This is a genomic window from Thermogemmatispora aurantia (assembly GCF_008974285.1).
GTDB classification, from domain to species: Bacteria; Chloroflexota; Ktedonobacteria; order Ktedonobacterales; family Ktedonobacteraceae; genus Thermogemmatispora; species Thermogemmatispora aurantia.
The window spans coordinates 764,253-780,280 of sequence record NZ_BKZV01000002.1; the positions used below are offsets into that span (position 1 = coordinate 764,253).

Annotated in this window: 10 protein-coding genes and 2 CRISPR repeat arrays (1 of these 12 only partly in view); all 10 genes read left to right on the forward strand. The window is 59.7% G+C overall.

Annotated elements, in window-relative coordinates; all coding sequences use genetic code 11:
* Positions 1 to 263: a CRISPR direct-repeat array (repeat unit 37 nt; unit sequence GTTTCAATCCCACATCGGGCTTGTCCTGCTTTCTGAC); it begins 1,254 nt to the left of the window's first position.
* A 308-nt stretch (positions 264 to 571) separates the two neighbouring features.
* The 10 genes from KTAU_RS09745 to cas2 all read left to right on the forward strand — a co-directional run bounded on the left by KTAU_RS09745 (position 572) and on the right by cas2 (position 13,138).
* A complete protein-coding gene (locus KTAU_RS09745) occupies positions 572 to 1,708 on the forward strand; it encodes a helix-turn-helix transcriptional regulator (protein ID WP_170293186.1) in 1,137 nt (378 codons plus the stop codon).
* Positions 1,709 to 1,900: 192 nt separating this feature from the next.
* On the forward strand, positions 1,901 to 4,627 hold the full coding sequence (cas10d, locus tag KTAU_RS09750; RefSeq protein ID WP_151728196.1) for a type I-D CRISPR-associated protein Cas10d/Csc3: 2,727 nt from the start codon (positions 1,901 to 1,903) through the stop codon (positions 4,625 to 4,627).
* Between the two features lie 59 nt (positions 4,628 to 4,686).
* A complete protein-coding gene (locus KTAU_RS09755; protein ID WP_069805846.1) occupies positions 4,687 to 5,199 on the forward strand; it encodes a hypothetical protein in 513 nt (170 codons plus the stop codon).
* A 124-nt stretch (positions 5,200 to 5,323) separates the two neighbouring features.
* Positions 5,324 to 6,337 (forward strand): type I-D CRISPR-associated protein Cas7/Csc2, encoded by a 1,014-nt coding sequence (gene cas7d, locus KTAU_RS09760; RefSeq protein WP_151728197.1) that lies wholly within the window; start codon positions 5,324 to 5,326, stop codon positions 6,335 to 6,337.
* A gap of 116 nt (positions 6,338 to 6,453) precedes the next feature.
* Positions 6,454 to 7,191, forward strand: a complete 738-nt coding sequence (cas5d, locus tag KTAU_RS09765; RefSeq protein WP_151728198.1) for a type I-D CRISPR-associated protein Cas5/Csc1 — start codon at positions 6,454 to 6,456, stop codon at positions 7,189 to 7,191.
* 40 nt (positions 7,192 to 7,231) lie between these two features.
* Positions 7,232 to 9,895 (forward strand): type I-D CRISPR-associated helicase Cas3', encoded by a 2,664-nt coding sequence (gene cas3, locus KTAU_RS09770; RefSeq protein ID WP_151728199.1) that lies wholly within the window; start codon positions 7,232 to 7,234, stop codon positions 9,893 to 9,895.
* Positions 9,896 to 10,028: 133 nt separating this feature from the next.
* On the forward strand, positions 10,029 to 11,009 hold the full coding sequence (gene cas6, locus KTAU_RS09775) for a CRISPR-associated endoribonuclease Cas6 (protein ID WP_151728200.1): 981 nt from the start codon (positions 10,029 to 10,031) through the stop codon (positions 11,007 to 11,009).
* A 65-nt stretch (positions 11,010 to 11,074) separates the two neighbouring features.
* On the forward strand, positions 11,075 to 11,698 hold the full coding sequence (cas4, locus tag KTAU_RS09780) for a CRISPR-associated protein Cas4 (RefSeq protein ID WP_069805841.1): 624 nt from the start codon (positions 11,075 to 11,077) through the stop codon (positions 11,696 to 11,698).
* 56 nt (positions 11,699 to 11,754) lie between these two features.
* On the forward strand, positions 11,755 to 12,843 hold the full coding sequence (cas1d, locus tag KTAU_RS09785; RefSeq protein WP_151728201.1) for a type I-D CRISPR-associated endonuclease Cas1d: 1,089 nt from the start codon (positions 11,755 to 11,757) through the stop codon (positions 12,841 to 12,843).
* A 4-nt stretch (positions 12,844 to 12,847) separates the two neighbouring features.
* Positions 12,848 to 13,138: a CRISPR-associated endonuclease Cas2 gene (gene cas2 / locus KTAU_RS09790; RefSeq protein WP_069805840.1), complete on the forward strand. Its 291-nt coding sequence runs from the start codon at positions 12,848 to 12,850 to the stop codon at positions 13,136 to 13,138.
* A 181-nt stretch (positions 13,139 to 13,319) separates the two neighbouring features.
* A CRISPR array of direct repeats spans positions 13,320 to 15,801; the repeat unit is 37 nt; unit sequence CTTTCAATCCCTCAACGGGCTTAAGCGAGGTTCTGAC.
* The last annotated feature ends 227 nt before the right edge of the window (positions 15,802 to 16,028 follow it).

Sequence of the window (16,028 nt, forward strand, 5' to 3'; positions counted from 1 at the left end):
CGATGTTTCAATCCCACATCGGGCTTGTCCTGCTTTCTGACCTCTGCGGACATGTCACCGAGGTACGGCAAGCCTGCGTTTCAATCCCACATCGGGCTTGTCCTGCTTTCTGACCGGGCACCAGGGGATGGGGAAGGCACGGGAGGATAAGGAGTTTCAATCCCACATCGGGCTTGTCCTGCTTTCTGACGAAAGTGCGCTCGGCCCAGGTGAGAATCCACACAAGGTTTCAATCCCACATCGGGCTTGTCCTGCTTTCTGACAGCACCCCCTTTAGCGTAGCATCAGGAGCGACTTCCGTCAAGCTGTTTCGAGCATCCCAAAAAAGCGGTCACTACTGACCGCATTTGCACGGTCATGATGCCAGCCACTCTGGCCTTCCGACGGCCTGGGAAGCCCTTCGAGCATCGCTGCGTGGGAAGCCGGGAGCCGAGATGCTCGAAGCGAACGGCAGCAGCGGCAACAGCGGCATATTTTTCCCGACAGCAGAGGTGCCTGGACCTTGACAGCGGGCGCTCAAGACTCTATGGTAAAAGGCATCTCTCTTGCATTGATGGAGGGAAAGCAGTGCATGGCCGGTTTCCAACGCGCTGAACCTTTTTCCTCAGAGGAAAGGCTTGCCGTCCTCCGGCTCGAGCGACTTTTGCGCTTGCTGGCACTGCTGCGACAAGGGCCTTGCACCCGCAAGCAGATTTTCGAGAGCCTGGGGCTGCACTACGGCATCGATCGGGAGGAGGCCACAGATGATGCACGACTCCGCCGGGCCCATCGCACGCTCGAGCGAGATCTGGCGATCCTGGAGGAGATTGGCGTGGTGCTGGTTCGGGAGCGGCGTGGAAGGCAACCGGCGCGCTATGTCCTCGAGGACGATCAGGGCCTCGTCCCTCACTGGTCCCTGTCAGATACAGAGGTAGAATGTCTGGCCTTCCTGGCCTCGATGTTCACGGACCCCTATCGGCTGGCCCCTCCCGACCCGACGCAAGCGCTGCCACAGCCACAGCCGCGCCATCCGTTTGCAGATGAGGTGCAGGCGCTCATCGAGCGGCTCGCCCGGCAACTGCCACCGCGGCAGCAGCAGCGCTTTGAACGGTGGGCCCGCACCCCCTACGTCTACTTTAATGTGGCGCCTGTGATGGACTATCTGCCCTACCGGGAGGTGATCAGGAAGATTGCGCGAGCGATACAGCAGCACCAGCACATCCGCTTTCGCTATCGGCCTCTGTCAGGGAAAGAGGTCACCCATCAGCATCTCGATCCCGCCTATGTAATCCATATGGAGGGCCATTTCTACCTGGTGGCGTATCACCCCGAGCGCGGGCAATTTCTGGAGTTCCGCATCGACCGCATTCAGGAGCAGTCATTGCAGATTGAGCCGCAGCTCACTGGGAGGACACGGCCCCGCCAGGTGCTGACCTTTCGCTTCTGGCTGGACGCGAGGATCGCTGAGCCCGGCCTCAGTCAGCGCTGGTTGTCGCAAGTGGTTGAGCGAGAGGAGGTGCGCATGAACGAGCGAGGGCAAGAGGAGCGCTGGATACTGATCCGGGCCACAGCGTACAGCAGGTGGCGGGTGATCCAGCAGTTGTTACGCTACGGGGAGAGAGCGGAGCTGATCGAGCCAGCGTCGTTGCGAGAGGAGATGCGCAGCGTCGTCAGCAAGATGGGACGGCTCTATGGCCTCAGCATGCAGGCGCCGGAGGAGGAGCGATAAGGATGGTGACCAGCGCGCTCATGCCTGCGTCAGCTCTTTGTTCTTTGTTTTCCATCCTCTCTGTCATCCCACCGCTGATTGATACGACGAATGTTGTCGTATCAATCAGCCATAATATCACCTGTTCGGAACGCCGCTCTAGCCCGCTGAGGGATTGAAAAATTGGAACCGAACGAAAGGAGATGATTTTGCATGGCCCCGGCCTCTGAGGAGTCCTCGCCCTGGCTTGCCCTGGGACTGACCTACAGGAGCGATGACCCGGACCAGGTCTTTCAGCAGTATCTGCAACAGATTGCCGACGAAGGGCTGCGGCGCTACCAGGAGATCATTCAGACGGGCAGCAAGCAAGGGGAAAGCCTCTGGCAGCACGTGCTCAATGGCGCGGCGATCATCGAGCGGCTGCGGCCCCTCTTTCAACTGGAGGCCACCGAGCTGCGCTGTCTGCTCCTGGCCATAACCGTCCATGACATTAACAAGCTGCCTGCCTATGGCCAGGATAGCAGCGGCAAGGCTGTCCGCTATGCCAACGCGGCCACCCTGGAGCATCTGGCCAGCGAGCTAGCAGCCCTCCAGGCAGATCATTTCTTCCCCGAGTGGCAGGAGTATCTGCGCGACATCAAATTTCTGGTCGACAGCCAGCAGGATCAGGCAATCCAGATCTCTCAGTTTTCCCTCTCTTTTTTGCAGCAGTGCCGTCTTCCTCGATCGCGTCTTGAAGGGCCGCTCCGAGCGCTGCTGCGCACCGCGGACGTGCTGGACCTGTCTCACAGCTCGGACCAGGCCAGCCGTCATGAACGACATATTCATCAGAAGGCGCTTGAGCGCCTGAATGAGGGACTCCATCTCAGCGGGGCGCGGCAGCGGTACCGCTTCATCGGCCACCGCCTGGCCGAACTGCGCGGCCTGCTCTCGAACACGATCCATAACCAGGTCGCCGAAATGCTGAAGGAACACTACGGGGAACACCACTGCATTCCCCTGCTCCTCCATGCCGAAGGCATCGACTATCTGCTCGACCGGAGTATGCGTTTTGAATGGACGCGCGAGTGGCAGCGCGAGCTGGCCCGGCGGGTGGTCAACAGACTGGCGAAGATGCAGCAGCAAGGGCTGACGGAGTTCATCAAGGCGCGGCCCTCCGGGATCAGCGTCGACGAGGCGGCCCTCCAGAGCGGCGCACCCATCGAGCAGATCTTTGGCTGCATCACCAACGTGGTCAGGCGCAAGCAGTACCGCGATGAGTGGCGCCAGGAGCGGGAGACAGCGGCGCGCCAGGACCTGGAGACCTTCCTCAACTCGCCGCAAGCGGCAGCTGATCCAGCTCTGCGGGCCCAGTGTCAGGCACTGCTGGCGGAGCAGCAGCTGCTGCCCACTGATCCCGAGGCGCTCCAGCGGGGCGAGTTTCTCATGGCCTACCGGAACTTCCTCGATGCCCACCGGGGCGAGGAACTGAAGCGCCTGCACGAGGATGCCTGGCAGCGAGTGGCGCGTCTCTTTGGGGTGCCCGAGGAGCGACAGCCGCTTTATGCCCTGATCAACTCCTATCGGCGTGGCTACGTTATGGCCCGTGATCTGCCCACAACCCCGCTTCTCGAGATGGAAGCCGCCGCCCTGGCCGATCTTGCCCGTCTGGAAGAGCAGGCACAGCGAGCCGCTCCCCAACGCACTGGCCGTGGCGGTAAACGGGGGAATAGAGCGTCTCCCTCGCCCCAGTCCGCCGCTGCCGACAGCAACAACCAGCAGGGTTCAGCAATGGGCAGCAACGCAGCCGAGGCTGGAGATGCCAGCACGTCACCGCTGACAGTTGCGGGAGACGACTTGCAGGCGCTCTCAACGAGCAGTCCCCAAGAGGAGGCAATCCTTGACTATCTGGATCGCCATCTCAGCTTCTGGGATCTGAGCAGCGGGGAGCGGCAGCAGCCGGTCGACTTTCGGGCGAACCTGCGTCACTATGCAGATCCGCGCTATACCGATCGGCAGTGCAGCTATTGCAGCAGTCCCTTGCCTGCCGAGGAGTGGATGGCGCTGCAGGTGCCGCCGAGCATTGGCGTGCAGCAATTCTCGAACCGACTGGAGGGCGGCAGTCCACGCGAGCCGAAGCGCAACATCTGTCCCATCTGCCGCACGCAGTTCTTGCTAGAAAAGCTGGCCTGGCCCTCACATCGCGACAAGCAGGGCAGCGAGCTGCAAACCTTCTATCTCCACCTGTTCCCCTACAGCTTCTTTCCCGAGCCGCTGCTGCGCGCCTGGTGGCAGACAGTCGAGAGTCTCATCGGAGAAGACACGGTGGCGATCGACCCGGAGACGCGCGACGAGGAGCAGTGGCAACGGCTGGCTGCTGGTCAGGTCCTCTACAAATTGCACTGTCGGATGGACCTGCATCAAGGACTGATCCTTCCGCGCTATGCGGAGGCACTCGGCCCTACGCCTGTCCTGCCGTTGACCATCAACCAGCAGGGCTACGGTCGCCAATACCTGGTCGCGCTGGAGAAAGCCCTCGTGCTGGCGGCCTGGTTTGACTGCCGCGTCCTGCTCTCGCGCCTGCCAACGCCACTGCTCAATCTGGAGCAGGAAATGATCGGGTCCGAGCCAGTGGCCTTCATGGCTGAAGGGATACCCCAGGCGCTTGCCTGGTTACTACCCGAGCAGGTACTGACCCGTCCCCAGGTGCGGGCCCTCTGCCGGCGCCTGGCCCTCCTGCATCAGCTGGCCCATAAGCTGCAGCCGGACGCCCTGTCGACCGTGAAAGTCCTCTATGACCTGGTCACCGCAGCAGCCCAGGACCCACTGGCGCTTTACCATGAGGTGGATCGCCTGATCGAGGAGAAAGCCGGCAAGCAGCGCCAGAATCCTTTAACGCTCAGTTACCAGGTCGCCCCGCTGCTGGAGCAGCTGCTCGGGGCAGCGGAGGCGATCAGCTAGTGCGTCCATCTATCTGTCTGTCACCTGTTCGCAGCTCAGATCAGAAGAGGAGGTTCATTGTGACGTCCACACCTTCCCAGGCAAGCCCTCACCAGGCCAGAGAGGATCTGCTGGCCCAGGCACTCAAAGAGGTGGCCGTCTACGCGGCCAGGCAAGCCATTCGAGGCCGCTCATTCAAGCGCAATTCCCTCCTGAAGCCCCTAGACATCATTCTGGCTGAACTGGGACGCTATCCGAAGGAGCTGGAGTTTGCCCGAGATAGCAGCAAGGGCCTGATCTTCGACCACCTCCAGCGCATTCGCGGCTGGGTCTCGGAGGCAGCGATCTATGAGTACGTCGACCTGTTTTTTGAGAAAGTGCTCCAGCAGGCCCTTGGCAACCATGTAGGGAAACTGCTCCAGCGCGAGCGCTCGCTGCGCAGCGCCTACCTGGTCTACGTGCGCCAGGAGCTGGCCCGCGTCTTGCTGGAGAAAAAGCAGGCCGCATCACCGGAGGAGGCGCTTGCCCAGCTTGAGACAGAGGAAGCAGAGGAGGCAGGGGAACCAGCGGAGGCCGGTCCAGCCTTGGATTAGCCCAGGCTGCGCCGCGTGAGCAAGGCCACGCCGCCTCGAGGTCGCACCTTGCTCAGAAGAAGAGAGTGCAAGAGAAGCAACATGCCCAGCGTATCCATCACCGAAGAAAGGATGGTATTCGTCCATGAGCGTCACCTCAACATTCACCGTGCTCAATCACTATCGCGAGTATCTGCTGGAGCGCTACGATAACTTTCCGCATGGCCGCTACGTCAGCGTCATCCTGATCCGCAAAACCGAGTCAGAGACAATCTTCCGTACGGAAGGCAGTGGCGAGGGCCTTGTAAAAGAGCTGGTGACCGCCGGTCGCCGGGAGGCCACGCGCGAACCGATCCAGCGCGTGGTCATCAGCAAGCGGAAACAGACCGCCGTCGAGCGCCGCGTCGGGCGCGAGCTGCTGCGCGAGCATGGTCTGCTAGGAACGGTGACGGTCGGACGCGAGCAGCGCCCCTGCGCACTCAACACCAATGCCCCTTGTGGCAAGTGCATCGACTGTATGGTCTATGGTTATGCCGCCGGTGGCGGTGGCGCGCAGAAGAGCCGCGTGATGACCGATGACGCCTACTCGCTGGCTCCAGCCAGCCTGGTGACCGGCACGCGCACCTTCAACGCCACCTTCGATAACGGGACAATGCGCAATCCCTTCGACGGGAAACCCTCGACCTCCATCAACGAAGACGAGTATGTCTTGCCCGAGACCCATTTTCTCGATACCGAGACGCTCAAGGATGTCACGCCGGGAGAGTTCCAATACGTGCTTGGCAATATCCTGCGCAGCAGCCGCTACGGCGCCATCAGCAGCCGTCAGGGGCGTGTACGCAATATGATCACGGCAGTGATATTCAGCGATACTGAGATCTTTTCGAATCTCGAACTGACCCAGGAGGTTTATGATCTGCTGTTGGAGGCACAAGGGGGGAACGAATTGGATGTCCCCCTCAATGATGCCCTGGTTGAACGCTGCGTCCAGCAGGCAACCGATACGCTCTTGCGCGACCTGGTTGGGCGCCCGCCGTTGGTCGTGCGCGGTGAAGCCCTGGGCCGTCTGCTGGAGGAGACCCTGATGCTCTATCGCGAGCCGGAGCGGTTGAAGGGCCTGCTGGAGGAGGTCACGGCGAGCTACAAAGATCTCCCGTAAAGTGGCGTGGGCGAAGAGGGGCAGAGGGGGCCGCCAGCGGTCCAGCCAGAGACGCGCAGGCCGTGGGACCAGGGTGGTCACATCACTGCTCCCCTCTTCCTGCCAGGAGGATTGCTATGACGCTTGCCATCTATCAGGTTGACCTGACCCTGCTGGAGCATACCTTTTTTGCCAGCCGCGAGGTGGGCCTGCTCTACGAGACCGAACCAGTGATCGGCAACTATGCCCTGACCTATGCCCTGGGCTGGTGTGTGTCTCCCTACAACTGGGATGGTCCGCCACGCTATAAGCAGGATCTGCTGCCGCTGAATCGCCAGGGTCGCTACGTGACGCCGGCGACCTTTCTGCCCGGTCGTCTGCGCTTCGCCTTTAGCCAGTTCAACGCCCAGTCGGATAGCTACTACTTCCGTTTTGATCAGAACGCCATTGCCCTGGAGCGCAGCCGCAAAGCGCGGGCCATGAACTTTCCCCAGGCTGGCAAGATCCGTCTGCTGGCCGCCGAGAGCCGGGCACGCTTCTACGTGCTCCTGCCTGGGGAGGCCGCGCCTGCCCTGCCGCGCTATATCCGCCTGGGCAAGTTTAACAGCAAGGCCCGCCTTGACTGGCAGCCACTGCACCTGCTCACGTCGGAGCCGCAGGAGCAAGAGCAGGTCGTCGACTTCTTTTTGAACGCCGCCGATTTGCCGGACGCCATGCTCTCTACGCTCCGCAGCTTCACCCTCTACAATATTCCTCCGGCGCCCCTGGTGCGTCAGGCCCGCTTGCGGGGACCCTTCTGGACTGGACGGTTGCCTGGCGGCGAAGTGGTCCACTTGCCCGCCGGGATGCACTACGGCGTCGAAACCCTGCCCTGAATATGGGCAGAGCAGTCAAGCAAGAAGGAGACCAGACCCCATGCTGACCGTCACCGTGCAGCCGTACGACGAGCGCCTCTGGTTGGGCGAGCACCCGCTCGCCCTCACCGGTTCCGTCCCTCCCGCCAGGCCAGAACAGGGAGCAGGCCAGAGCGGTGGCGCCTCACCAGAGGAGGAGAGCCGGCTCCTCTACCATCAGTGGCGCATGTACCAGGCTAGCGCGCCGCTGGTGATCAATACCCATGCCACCGGCACAGGCAAAACCCTGGGGGCTCTGCTGCGCTTACTGGGGCGTGTGCGCCAGATCGGCCTGGACCAGTTGACGCCGCGCCTGGGGGACACCTTATTCATCGCCCCCACCAACGAACTGATCGACCAACACGTGCGCAGCGCCAGCGAGTTCTGTCGGCGTTATGGACTACCCTACCAGGTGATCCCCGTGACGCGCGACCATCTGCAGAAGAGCTGGCAGAAGCTGCCTGCTGAAGAGCGGTCTCGGCGTGGCTGGCACCTGCGTCAGCTGCTCAGCGATCCGGTCACGGCCCGGCAGGAAGATGTCTCGACGGCGCAGGCCACCATCTTTGTGACCAACCCCGACATTTTCTATTACATCCTGACCGCTTCCTACAATCGCTTTGACCGCGGGGAGCTGCTGACCGATCTGCTGCGGAACTTTGGCCTGGTGATCATCGATGAGGTCCACTACTACAGTCCCCGGCAACTCGCCGCCTTCCTCTTCTTTTTGAAGCTGTCTGCCTTCTGCGGCTACTTCAGCAACTCCGATGTCCTCGACAGCCCTCGCCAGATCTGTCTGTTGACGGCCACCCCTTCGCCAGCAATGCGCCGCTTTCTGGAGCAGCTCGGGATCAAGACCGAGTGGATTGAGCCACAAGACCCTGTCCCCAAGGCGTGGGCGGACAAAGTGCGACCGGTACGAGCATTGACCGCTGTTGAGCTGGAGATCTACAGTGCTGGCGAGCTGGGCGGAGGCCAGGGCACCCAGCGTCAGACCGGCGATGCACTGCTGAGTCTGGTTCAGCACCTGTGGCCGAGGCTGCGCCAGCTCCTGGAGGCCCAGCCTGCCGATGGCTTCCCCGTCGAAGGGGCCATTCTCTCCAACTCGCTGCGCACCATCAATCTGATCTATCGCGAGCTACGTGCGCGCTGGCCAGCCGCCGGCGAGCGTATTGGCCGCATTACTGGTCCCCAGGGTACTCAGGCACGTGAGGAGGCCCGCGAGTGCCAATTGATTCTGGCCACGCCCACAGTAGATATTGGCTACAACTTTGAGCGCACGCGAGCAGGGCAGGGCATCCCTCCCACCGCTACACGCAAGCCACGGCCTTCGCTCGACTTCCTGCTGTTCGACGCCTGGTCGGGCGATGAACTGCTCCAGCGCCTGGGTCGCGTTGGGAGGGTCCTGGCCTTGCCTGCAGGAGAGGACTGTGGCCCCTGCCGTGCCTGGGTCGTTGTGGACCAGGAGACCTATCGGCTCTTCGAGGGCCATCTGGGAGGAGGGAATGCTGCGTCAGAAAGCCGCCCTGACCCGTCCAGGGATGGGAAGACGATTGACCGGGCGACACTGGCGAAGCTGGCGGCCCAGATGCCGACGCGGCAGGATCTGACCGCCTATGTGCGCAGCGGCGTGATCGCGGAATTCTTCCGCACACTCGGGCTGCTGGGTCAGGGGATGGCAGATGAGGAGTTGCCCCTGCTCGACAGCTTTTTGCAGGATCTGCAGCAGTTGTTTGTCGGCGAAGATGGGCAGCGCCAGCGCCCATTGACCTATCGTCAGTTACGCGCCTGGCTGAGAGAGTATGAAGAACGGGCCGAGGTTTATGGAGGCTTCACCCATATTCCCGCTGCCGCCTTTGAGCGGTTCGCCGCTCTCCTCGACAGACGGGAGCCGAAGCAGGATGACCCGCTGATCCCCTATCTGAGGGCCTTCGAGAAGCGCATCCTGTCTATACTCCAGAAGCGTCAAGAGCGGCCTCGGAGCAGTCGGGAGGCGCTTCTCTGGCTCAAAGAGGATCTGAGCATCTACTTTCGAGAGCATGCCCGCTGGACCTTTCGCGAGGGCTTCGAGACGCCCCAGGTGCTGGTCTTCGATCCCCAGCACTGGCTGTCAGACGAGGACGTGACCTCCTATGATCTCTTCCACATTCTGCGCTCCTATGATGCGACCTTCTATTCCACAGCGCAGGACTGGCAGCAGGCCTGCTTCCCCAAGGAGCAGCAGCGGCAGGTCAGCATTCCAGAGGAGGTGGTCCTTTTCTGCCGCCTGCAGACCTTACGCGAGAAACCGCGACAGGTGGGGCTGCGTCTGGAGGTGCCGGAGCACTCACAAGCAGAGTGGGAAGCAGCGTGGGCCTACCGGCCTGCTGCCCTCTGGGGCCTGCGACCGCAGTTCATCAATGATGATACCGGTCTCCCTGCCTGCGTGCGTAGCTGTTTCCAGGAGCGTTTTGTTCCTGCCTTCGTGGCCGCAGAGAAGAGCAGTACTGTCGCCTGGCTCATAGCGCTGCGCCAGAAAGCGCGCTTCTTCCCTGTGGCGCTGGACATCTCCTTCGCTGATCGGACGGCGCGTTACCAGGCTGTGCTGGGTCCACTCGCCTGGCAGCTTGCGGCGGAGATCCCTCGCTGGGCCCTGGAGCGTGATCGACGGCGAGGACAGCAGGGAGAGAGCGATCCGCTCTTCTTCTAAGGCGAAAGCGAGAGGCAGCACAAGGAAGAAGAGTACAGAGACAGAGCGGCACGGCCTCGCGCCGCCAGCCGTAGTCAGCGAGAAAAGCAGGGAGCAGCGTGCTGAGCAATGAGCAAAAGAGAGGAGGAGAACTGTGTCTTCAGCATCTATCGGCAATGAACAGGGTCCATTGGTCTCGATGTTGCTGCGGCTAGAGCCAGTAGAGCCGGGCTGGCTGACGCCCAGTTGTGGCCCGCAGCTCCAGGCGGCTTTCTTGCAGTTGGTGCGCCAGGTTGACCCTGAACTGTCGGCCTGGCTGCACCAGCCTAACCAGCGTCGCCCCTACACCCTCAGTTTGCTCTGGGGTTTCCGCCAGCTCAGTGTGAAGGAGCTACAGATTGCCACCAGCCACCTGCAACCAGTGCCTGTGCGACCAGGGGAACGCTACTGGCTGCGTCTGACCCTCTTAGATGAGCGACTGGTACAGGCTATTCTCCGGGCCTGTCTTCAACAGGCCCGGCAGCTCTCTCTGACCGTTGAGCAGACACCGCTTCTCGTGACACGTATGCTGGCTGCTCCTGATCCGATACATGAGGGGCCATCGTGGGTAGCCGTCACTTCCTTCGAGGAGTTGGCCCGCGAGCAGGAGGTTCAGGAGCACTATGCCTTTGAATTCGCCAGTCCCACCGCCTTTAGCAGAGGGCAGCGCTCCTGGGGGAAGCTGCTGACGCTCTTTCCTGAGCCGGCTGCTGTCTTCGAAAGTCTGGCACGTTCCTGGGATCTCTTCGCTCCGGAGCGCCTGCGCCTGGCTGCCGCTGGTCTGACCCCCCAAGAGATCGCTGACTGGTGTGCAGACCATCTGATTGTGTCTCAGTACGAGCTTCGCACTCAGTACCTGCCCTCCAGTCGCTTTGGACAGACGGGCTTTCTGGGACGCATCACCTATGAAGTGAAAGGGCCGAGGGGTGCAGCACAAGCGCGCTGGCTGACCTCACTTGCTCGCCTGGCCCTCTTCAGTGGGGTGGGCTACAAAACGGCAATGGGTATGGGGCAGGCCCGCTGTCTGAACGTCCTTTCGCCAGCGGAGCTACCGTCTGCCAGCGATACTGTGGCCAGTGCGCTTGATCGCCAATGAACCAGTGAGGGAGGAAGATGCAGTCGCCCACCACTCCGAGCTCCCTTGAGTTACGGGAGCAGATAATGGTTCCCTTTTCCGCGCTGAATGCCTTGGAGTATTGTCCAAGACGCTTCTACTATGAGTATGTTCAGGCAGAAATGCTGGTGAATGCTTTGGTGCTAGAGGGTCAGCTCCTGCACCAACGGGTAGATCAGCCTGCAGTATTTGCCGAGAAAGGTGTGGAACGCATCCACCGCCTCTATCTCGCTAGCGAGCGCCTGCACATAGCTGGCTACCTGGACGCGCTTGAAGAGGAGGCGGGCAAGCTGGTGCCTGTCGAATACAAGCGTGGGCGAGAGGGACGCTGGCTCAACGACCATATCCAGCTCTGCGCTCAAGCTCTCTGTCTGGAGGAATATCTCCCGCACCTGGCGCCGCTCTCGCACGGCTACCTTTTTTACTTTGGTTCACGACGACGTGAGCAGGTTCTGTTTCTCCCCGAGCTCCGTCAGAAAACCCTGGAAAGTATTCAGCTTGCTCTGGCGCTGGCCAGAGAGCCGCGCCCACCGGCTCCGCTTCAGGGGAAAACTGCCAGGCGTTGCCGCGACTGCAGTCTGTTACCGATCTGCTTACCTGAGGAGGTCCGCGCTCTCCAGGAACAACAAGAGCGGGGAAATGCGACGAAATCTCTGCTTGAAATCTTCTGAAAAGCCACTACTTATCATCAATGGTAATCCAGTGAATATAAGGAAAGGAGCGGAAGGTGTCTACGCTCTATCTGATGGAGGCCCATAGCCTGGTAAAACGAGACACGGAAGATTGCCTGTTGATCCACATTCCTGAGCAACGTCTGGTCGATGGAGAACAGAAAACGGCTTTGATCAAAAAACGTATACCTCTCATCAAGGTGGATGAGGTCGTGGTGATGGGAGATGTCACGTTGACAGCAGCTGCGCTAGACCTCTTGCTAGAGCGCAAGATCCCTGTGCACTTCGTGCGGGAGCACGGGAGTTTCCAGGGATCGCTGATTCCAGAGGCTTCGAAAAATGCGCTCTTGCGGATTGCTCAGCATCAGGCCCATCACGATCTGCAGCGGCGGCTCTTGCTGGCCTCCTGTTTTGTCAGAGGGAAACTGTCGAATCAGCGGCGTCTGCTCCAGCGGCGCTTTCCCAATCAGTCACCTGCGGTCCTGAAGGATCTCGCGGCAATCATCGAGTCGCTCCACAAGCTGCCTGCAGCGGTCTCCTCTTCTTCACTGCCCCGTCTCAGCACAGGTGATCATGGGATCGGTGGCACCCCTTTGGAAACGCTGCTAGGCATCGAAGGACAAGGCAGCGCCCTCTACTACGCTGCTTTTCCGCAGATGCTGGTGGAGCCTGACATCTGGTGCTTTCCGGGCCGCACCAGGCGTCCCCCGACCGATCCCGTCAATGCCCTGCTGAGTTATGGTTACACCATCCTGGCGAACCGCCTCACGGGGGCGGTCCAGCTGGTTGGCTTTGATCCCTATATCGGCTATCTCCACAGTAGTGGCTATGGTCGTCCGGCGTTGGCCCTCGATCTCATGGAGGAGTTTCGTCCCCTCATCGTCGACTCCGTCGTGGTGAAATTGCTGAATAAGCACATGGTGAGACGAGACGATTTCGAGGAGCTGCTTGGCACGTATCGCCTCAAGAAAGAGCCAAAAAAGCGCTTTTTAGCTGCCCTCGAAGAGCGCTTTCACGAGGAAATTACCCATCCCGTGTTCGGCTATCGCGTGAGTTACATGCGCTGCCTTGAGTTGCAGGCGCGTCTGCTGGCCAAGTACCTGACTGGGGAGATCACGCACTATCAGCCGTTCCTGGTGAGGTAACCGTATGGGACCCCATGATACTTGCTGCTATGTCATTGCCTACGATATCGCTGATGATCGGCGCCGCGCTCGTGTACACAAGCTCCTCTGTGGCTTTGGCAAATGGACCCAGTATTCGGTATTCGAGTGCTTCCTGACCAGGAAAGAGCTTGTGCTGCTCCGTGCGCGCCTGGCAGCTCACCTGAATGAGCGGGAGGATAGTGTCCGCATCTATCCTCTCTGCCAGGCCTGTGTGAAGCGCGTTGTCACCGTGGGGGGCGAGCCACCACGCGAAGAGCGCCTCTACTTCTCCTAGGGGGCGATCGGTCAGGCCACTGCTCTGTATCCTCTTCCAACCAGGAAAACACCAGCCCTTTCTCCACTGTTTCAATCCCTTAGCGGGCTTGAGCGGCCTTCTGATGCAAGCCTGGTCTCGTCGTAGAGCGAGGCCAGGCTTGCCGGGCGCGCCCGGTTTGTGCCGATGGTTTCAATCCCTCCTCTCAATCCCTCAACGGGCTTAAGCGCGGTTCTGACCAACTTTTGCAGCGGCAGGCGGCTCCTCCTTGAGCCACTTTCAATCCCTCAACGGGCTTAAGCGCGGTTCTGACGAACGAAGGTATTGCTGGACAAGAGCTAGCCCTGTTACCTTTCAATCCCTCAACGGGCTTAAGCGCGGTTCTGACGCTATTTCATCAGGGATCGCAATGCCCACCTGCTGGTAACTTTCAATCCCTCAACGGGCTTAAGCGCGGTTCTGACCAGGCACAGCAAATGATCAGCCACGAATTGCTCAGCCACTTTCAATCCCTCAACGGGCTTAAGCGCGGTTCTGACGTTGAGCCAGCACGATGCCAGCAACTTCTAGCAAGTGTTTCAATCCCTCAACGGGCTTAAGCGCGGTTCTGACCTTGTCGATGCACGCCTTGGCATGCAGGGCATCGAACTTTCAATCCCTCAACGGGCTTAAGCGCGGTTCTGACCTTGTCGATGCACGCCTTGGCATGCAGGGCATCGAACTTTCAATCCCTCAACGGGCTTAAGCGCGGTTCTGACGTTGAGCCAGCACGATGCCAGCAACTTCTAGCAAGTGTTTCAATCCCTCAACGGGCTTAAGCGCGGTTCTGACTCAAAATATATCATAGCTAGAAAAATTCAAGAACACTTTCAATCCCTCAACGGGCTTAAGCGCGGTTCTGACACACGGATCTGGCAATCGAGTCATTACCGCCGGGTATGCTTTCAATCCCTCAACGGGCTTAAGCGCGGTTCTGACCCAGCGGGTCGGGGCCGGCAGCAGCTCCAGAATCTCCTCTTTCAATCCCTCAACGGGCTTAAGCGCGGTTCTGACTGACGCAGATCTGGCTACGGTGGTGTCAGGAAGATGAACTTTCAATCCCTCAACGGGCTTAAGCGCGGTTCTGACAAGAACAACCTGGCTGGCCACAGGGGCCATTTGAACTTTCAATCCCTCAACGGGCTTAAGCGCGGTTCTGACGGGGAATTAGTCCCTCCTATCTCTCTAGAAGACTGTGCCTTTCAATCCCTCAACGGGCTTAAGCGCGGTTCTGACATATCCGTCGCATTCGAGGCCGCCGGCGCCGATGACCTTTCAATCCCTCAACGGGCTTAAGCGAGGTTCTGACGCTTGCTCTTTTTGCTCAGATCATTCGGCAATTTGTCAACTTTCAATCCCTCAACGGGCTTAAGCGAGGTTCTGACCTTAAGAGGTCTTTGACAAAAGCGCGCTGTTCCTCTTCTTTCAATCCCTCAACGGGCTTAAGCGAGGTTCTGACGATGCGTTGTCAGGAGCGCTGCAGCAGTTGACCTTCTTTCAATCCCTCAACGGGCTTAAGCGAGGTTCTGACGACATCCCAAACATTGACCCGCTTGGTCCACCAGAACTTTCAATCCCTCAACGGGCTTAAGCGAGGTTCTGACAAAAATCCTGCATGCGAGCGCTGTTTCGAAGAAGCTTTCAATCCCTCAACGGGCTTAAGCGAGGTTCTGACCAGATTGAGCAGGGTCTCCTGCTCATTGAGAACAAGAACTTTCAATCCCTCAACGGGCTTAAGCGAGGTTCTGACTGTACTATGTATCAATACCAATTAAAGCATTTCAGTATGACTTTCAATCCCTCAACGGGCTTAAGCGAGGTTCTGACGCGGCGCCACGGGACGTGGTTCGACTTGCCCAGGACTTTCAATCCCTCAACGGGCTTAAGCGAGGTTCTGACGTGCTCCCTCCCACTGAGCGGATGAAATCGATTGTCTTTCAATCCCTCAACGGGCTTAAGCGAGGTTCTGACTGGATTCTCCGCATGACCGATCAACCGAGCCGCATTATACTTTCAATCCCTCAACGGGCTTAAGCGAGGTTCTGACTCTGACAGTCCCCTCCGCAGGACGGGATGGACGTGGCTCTTTCAATCCCTCAACGGGCTTAAGCGAGGTTCTGACCTGGGCAATTTATATGGACTCACTCTTTCTGATTGCTTTCAATCCCTCAACGGGCTTAAGCGAGGTTCTGACTCGCTGACCAGATGGAGCAGATGCTGCTGACTGAGGCTTTCAATCCCTCAACGGGCTTAAGCGAGGTTCTGACCCAGGAAATCGTCGCTCGGAGGTGGTACCAGCCGAGAATCTTTCAATCCCTCAACGGGCTTAAGCGAGGTTCTGACCTTGCGTCATGGAGAGCCTCCCTGATTTTTTCCAGCTCTTTCAATCCCTCAACGGGCTTAAGCGAGGTTCTGACCGTATGAGCGGCAGCTCTGCCGGCAACTCCTGCGTGCTGTCGCTTTCAATCCCTCAACGGGCTTAAGCGAGGTTCTGACCTTGCTTCTGCTGACGCGGCATAAACCTCAACAATGCTTTCAATCCCTCAACGGGCTTAAGCGAGGTTCTGACCCTAATTTGCTCCAATTCCCTGACAGCCTTTTCAAGAAGCTTTCAATCCCTCAACGGGCTTAAGCGAGGTTCTGACAGCCCCCTCTCTAGAGTAGCATCAGGAGCGGCCTCCGTCAAGTCGTTTCGAGCATCCCAAAAAAGCGGTCAGTAGTGACCGCTTTTGTACGGCAATGATGCCAGCCCCTGTGGCCCTGCGGTGGCTTGTGAGGCCCTTCGAGCATCGCTGCGTGGAACGCCGGGTGCCGAGATGCTCGAAGCGAACAGCAGGAGCGGCAACAGCGGCAGCAAGAGGGACCGCCTCGC

Bases quoted from the DNA above. Each gene is read 5' to 3' on its own strand.
- cas3 (WP_151728199.1), top strand. From the start codon at position 7,232: ATGCTGACCGTCACCGTGCAGCCGTACGACGAGCGCCTCTGGTTGGGC.
- cas4 (WP_069805841.1), top strand. From the start codon at position 11,075: ATGGTTCCCTTTTCCGCGCTGAATGCCTTGGAGTATTGTCCAAGACGC.
- cas2 (WP_069805840.1), top strand. From the start codon at position 12,848: ATGGGACCCCATGATACTTGCTGCTATGTCATTGCCTACGATATCGCT.
- cas10d (WP_151728196.1), top strand. From the start codon at position 1,901: ATGGCCCCGGCCTCTGAGGAGTCCTCGCCCTGGCTTGCCCTGGGACTG.
- KTAU_RS09745 (WP_170293186.1), top strand. From the start codon at position 572: ATGGCCGGTTTCCAACGCGCTGAACCTTTTTCCTCAGAGGAAAGGCTT.
- cas7d (WP_151728197.1), top strand. From the start codon at position 5,324: ATGAGCGTCACCTCAACATTCACCGTGCTCAATCACTATCGCGAGTAT.
- cas5d (WP_151728198.1), top strand. From the start codon at position 6,454: ATGACGCTTGCCATCTATCAGGTTGACCTGACCCTGCTGGAGCATACC.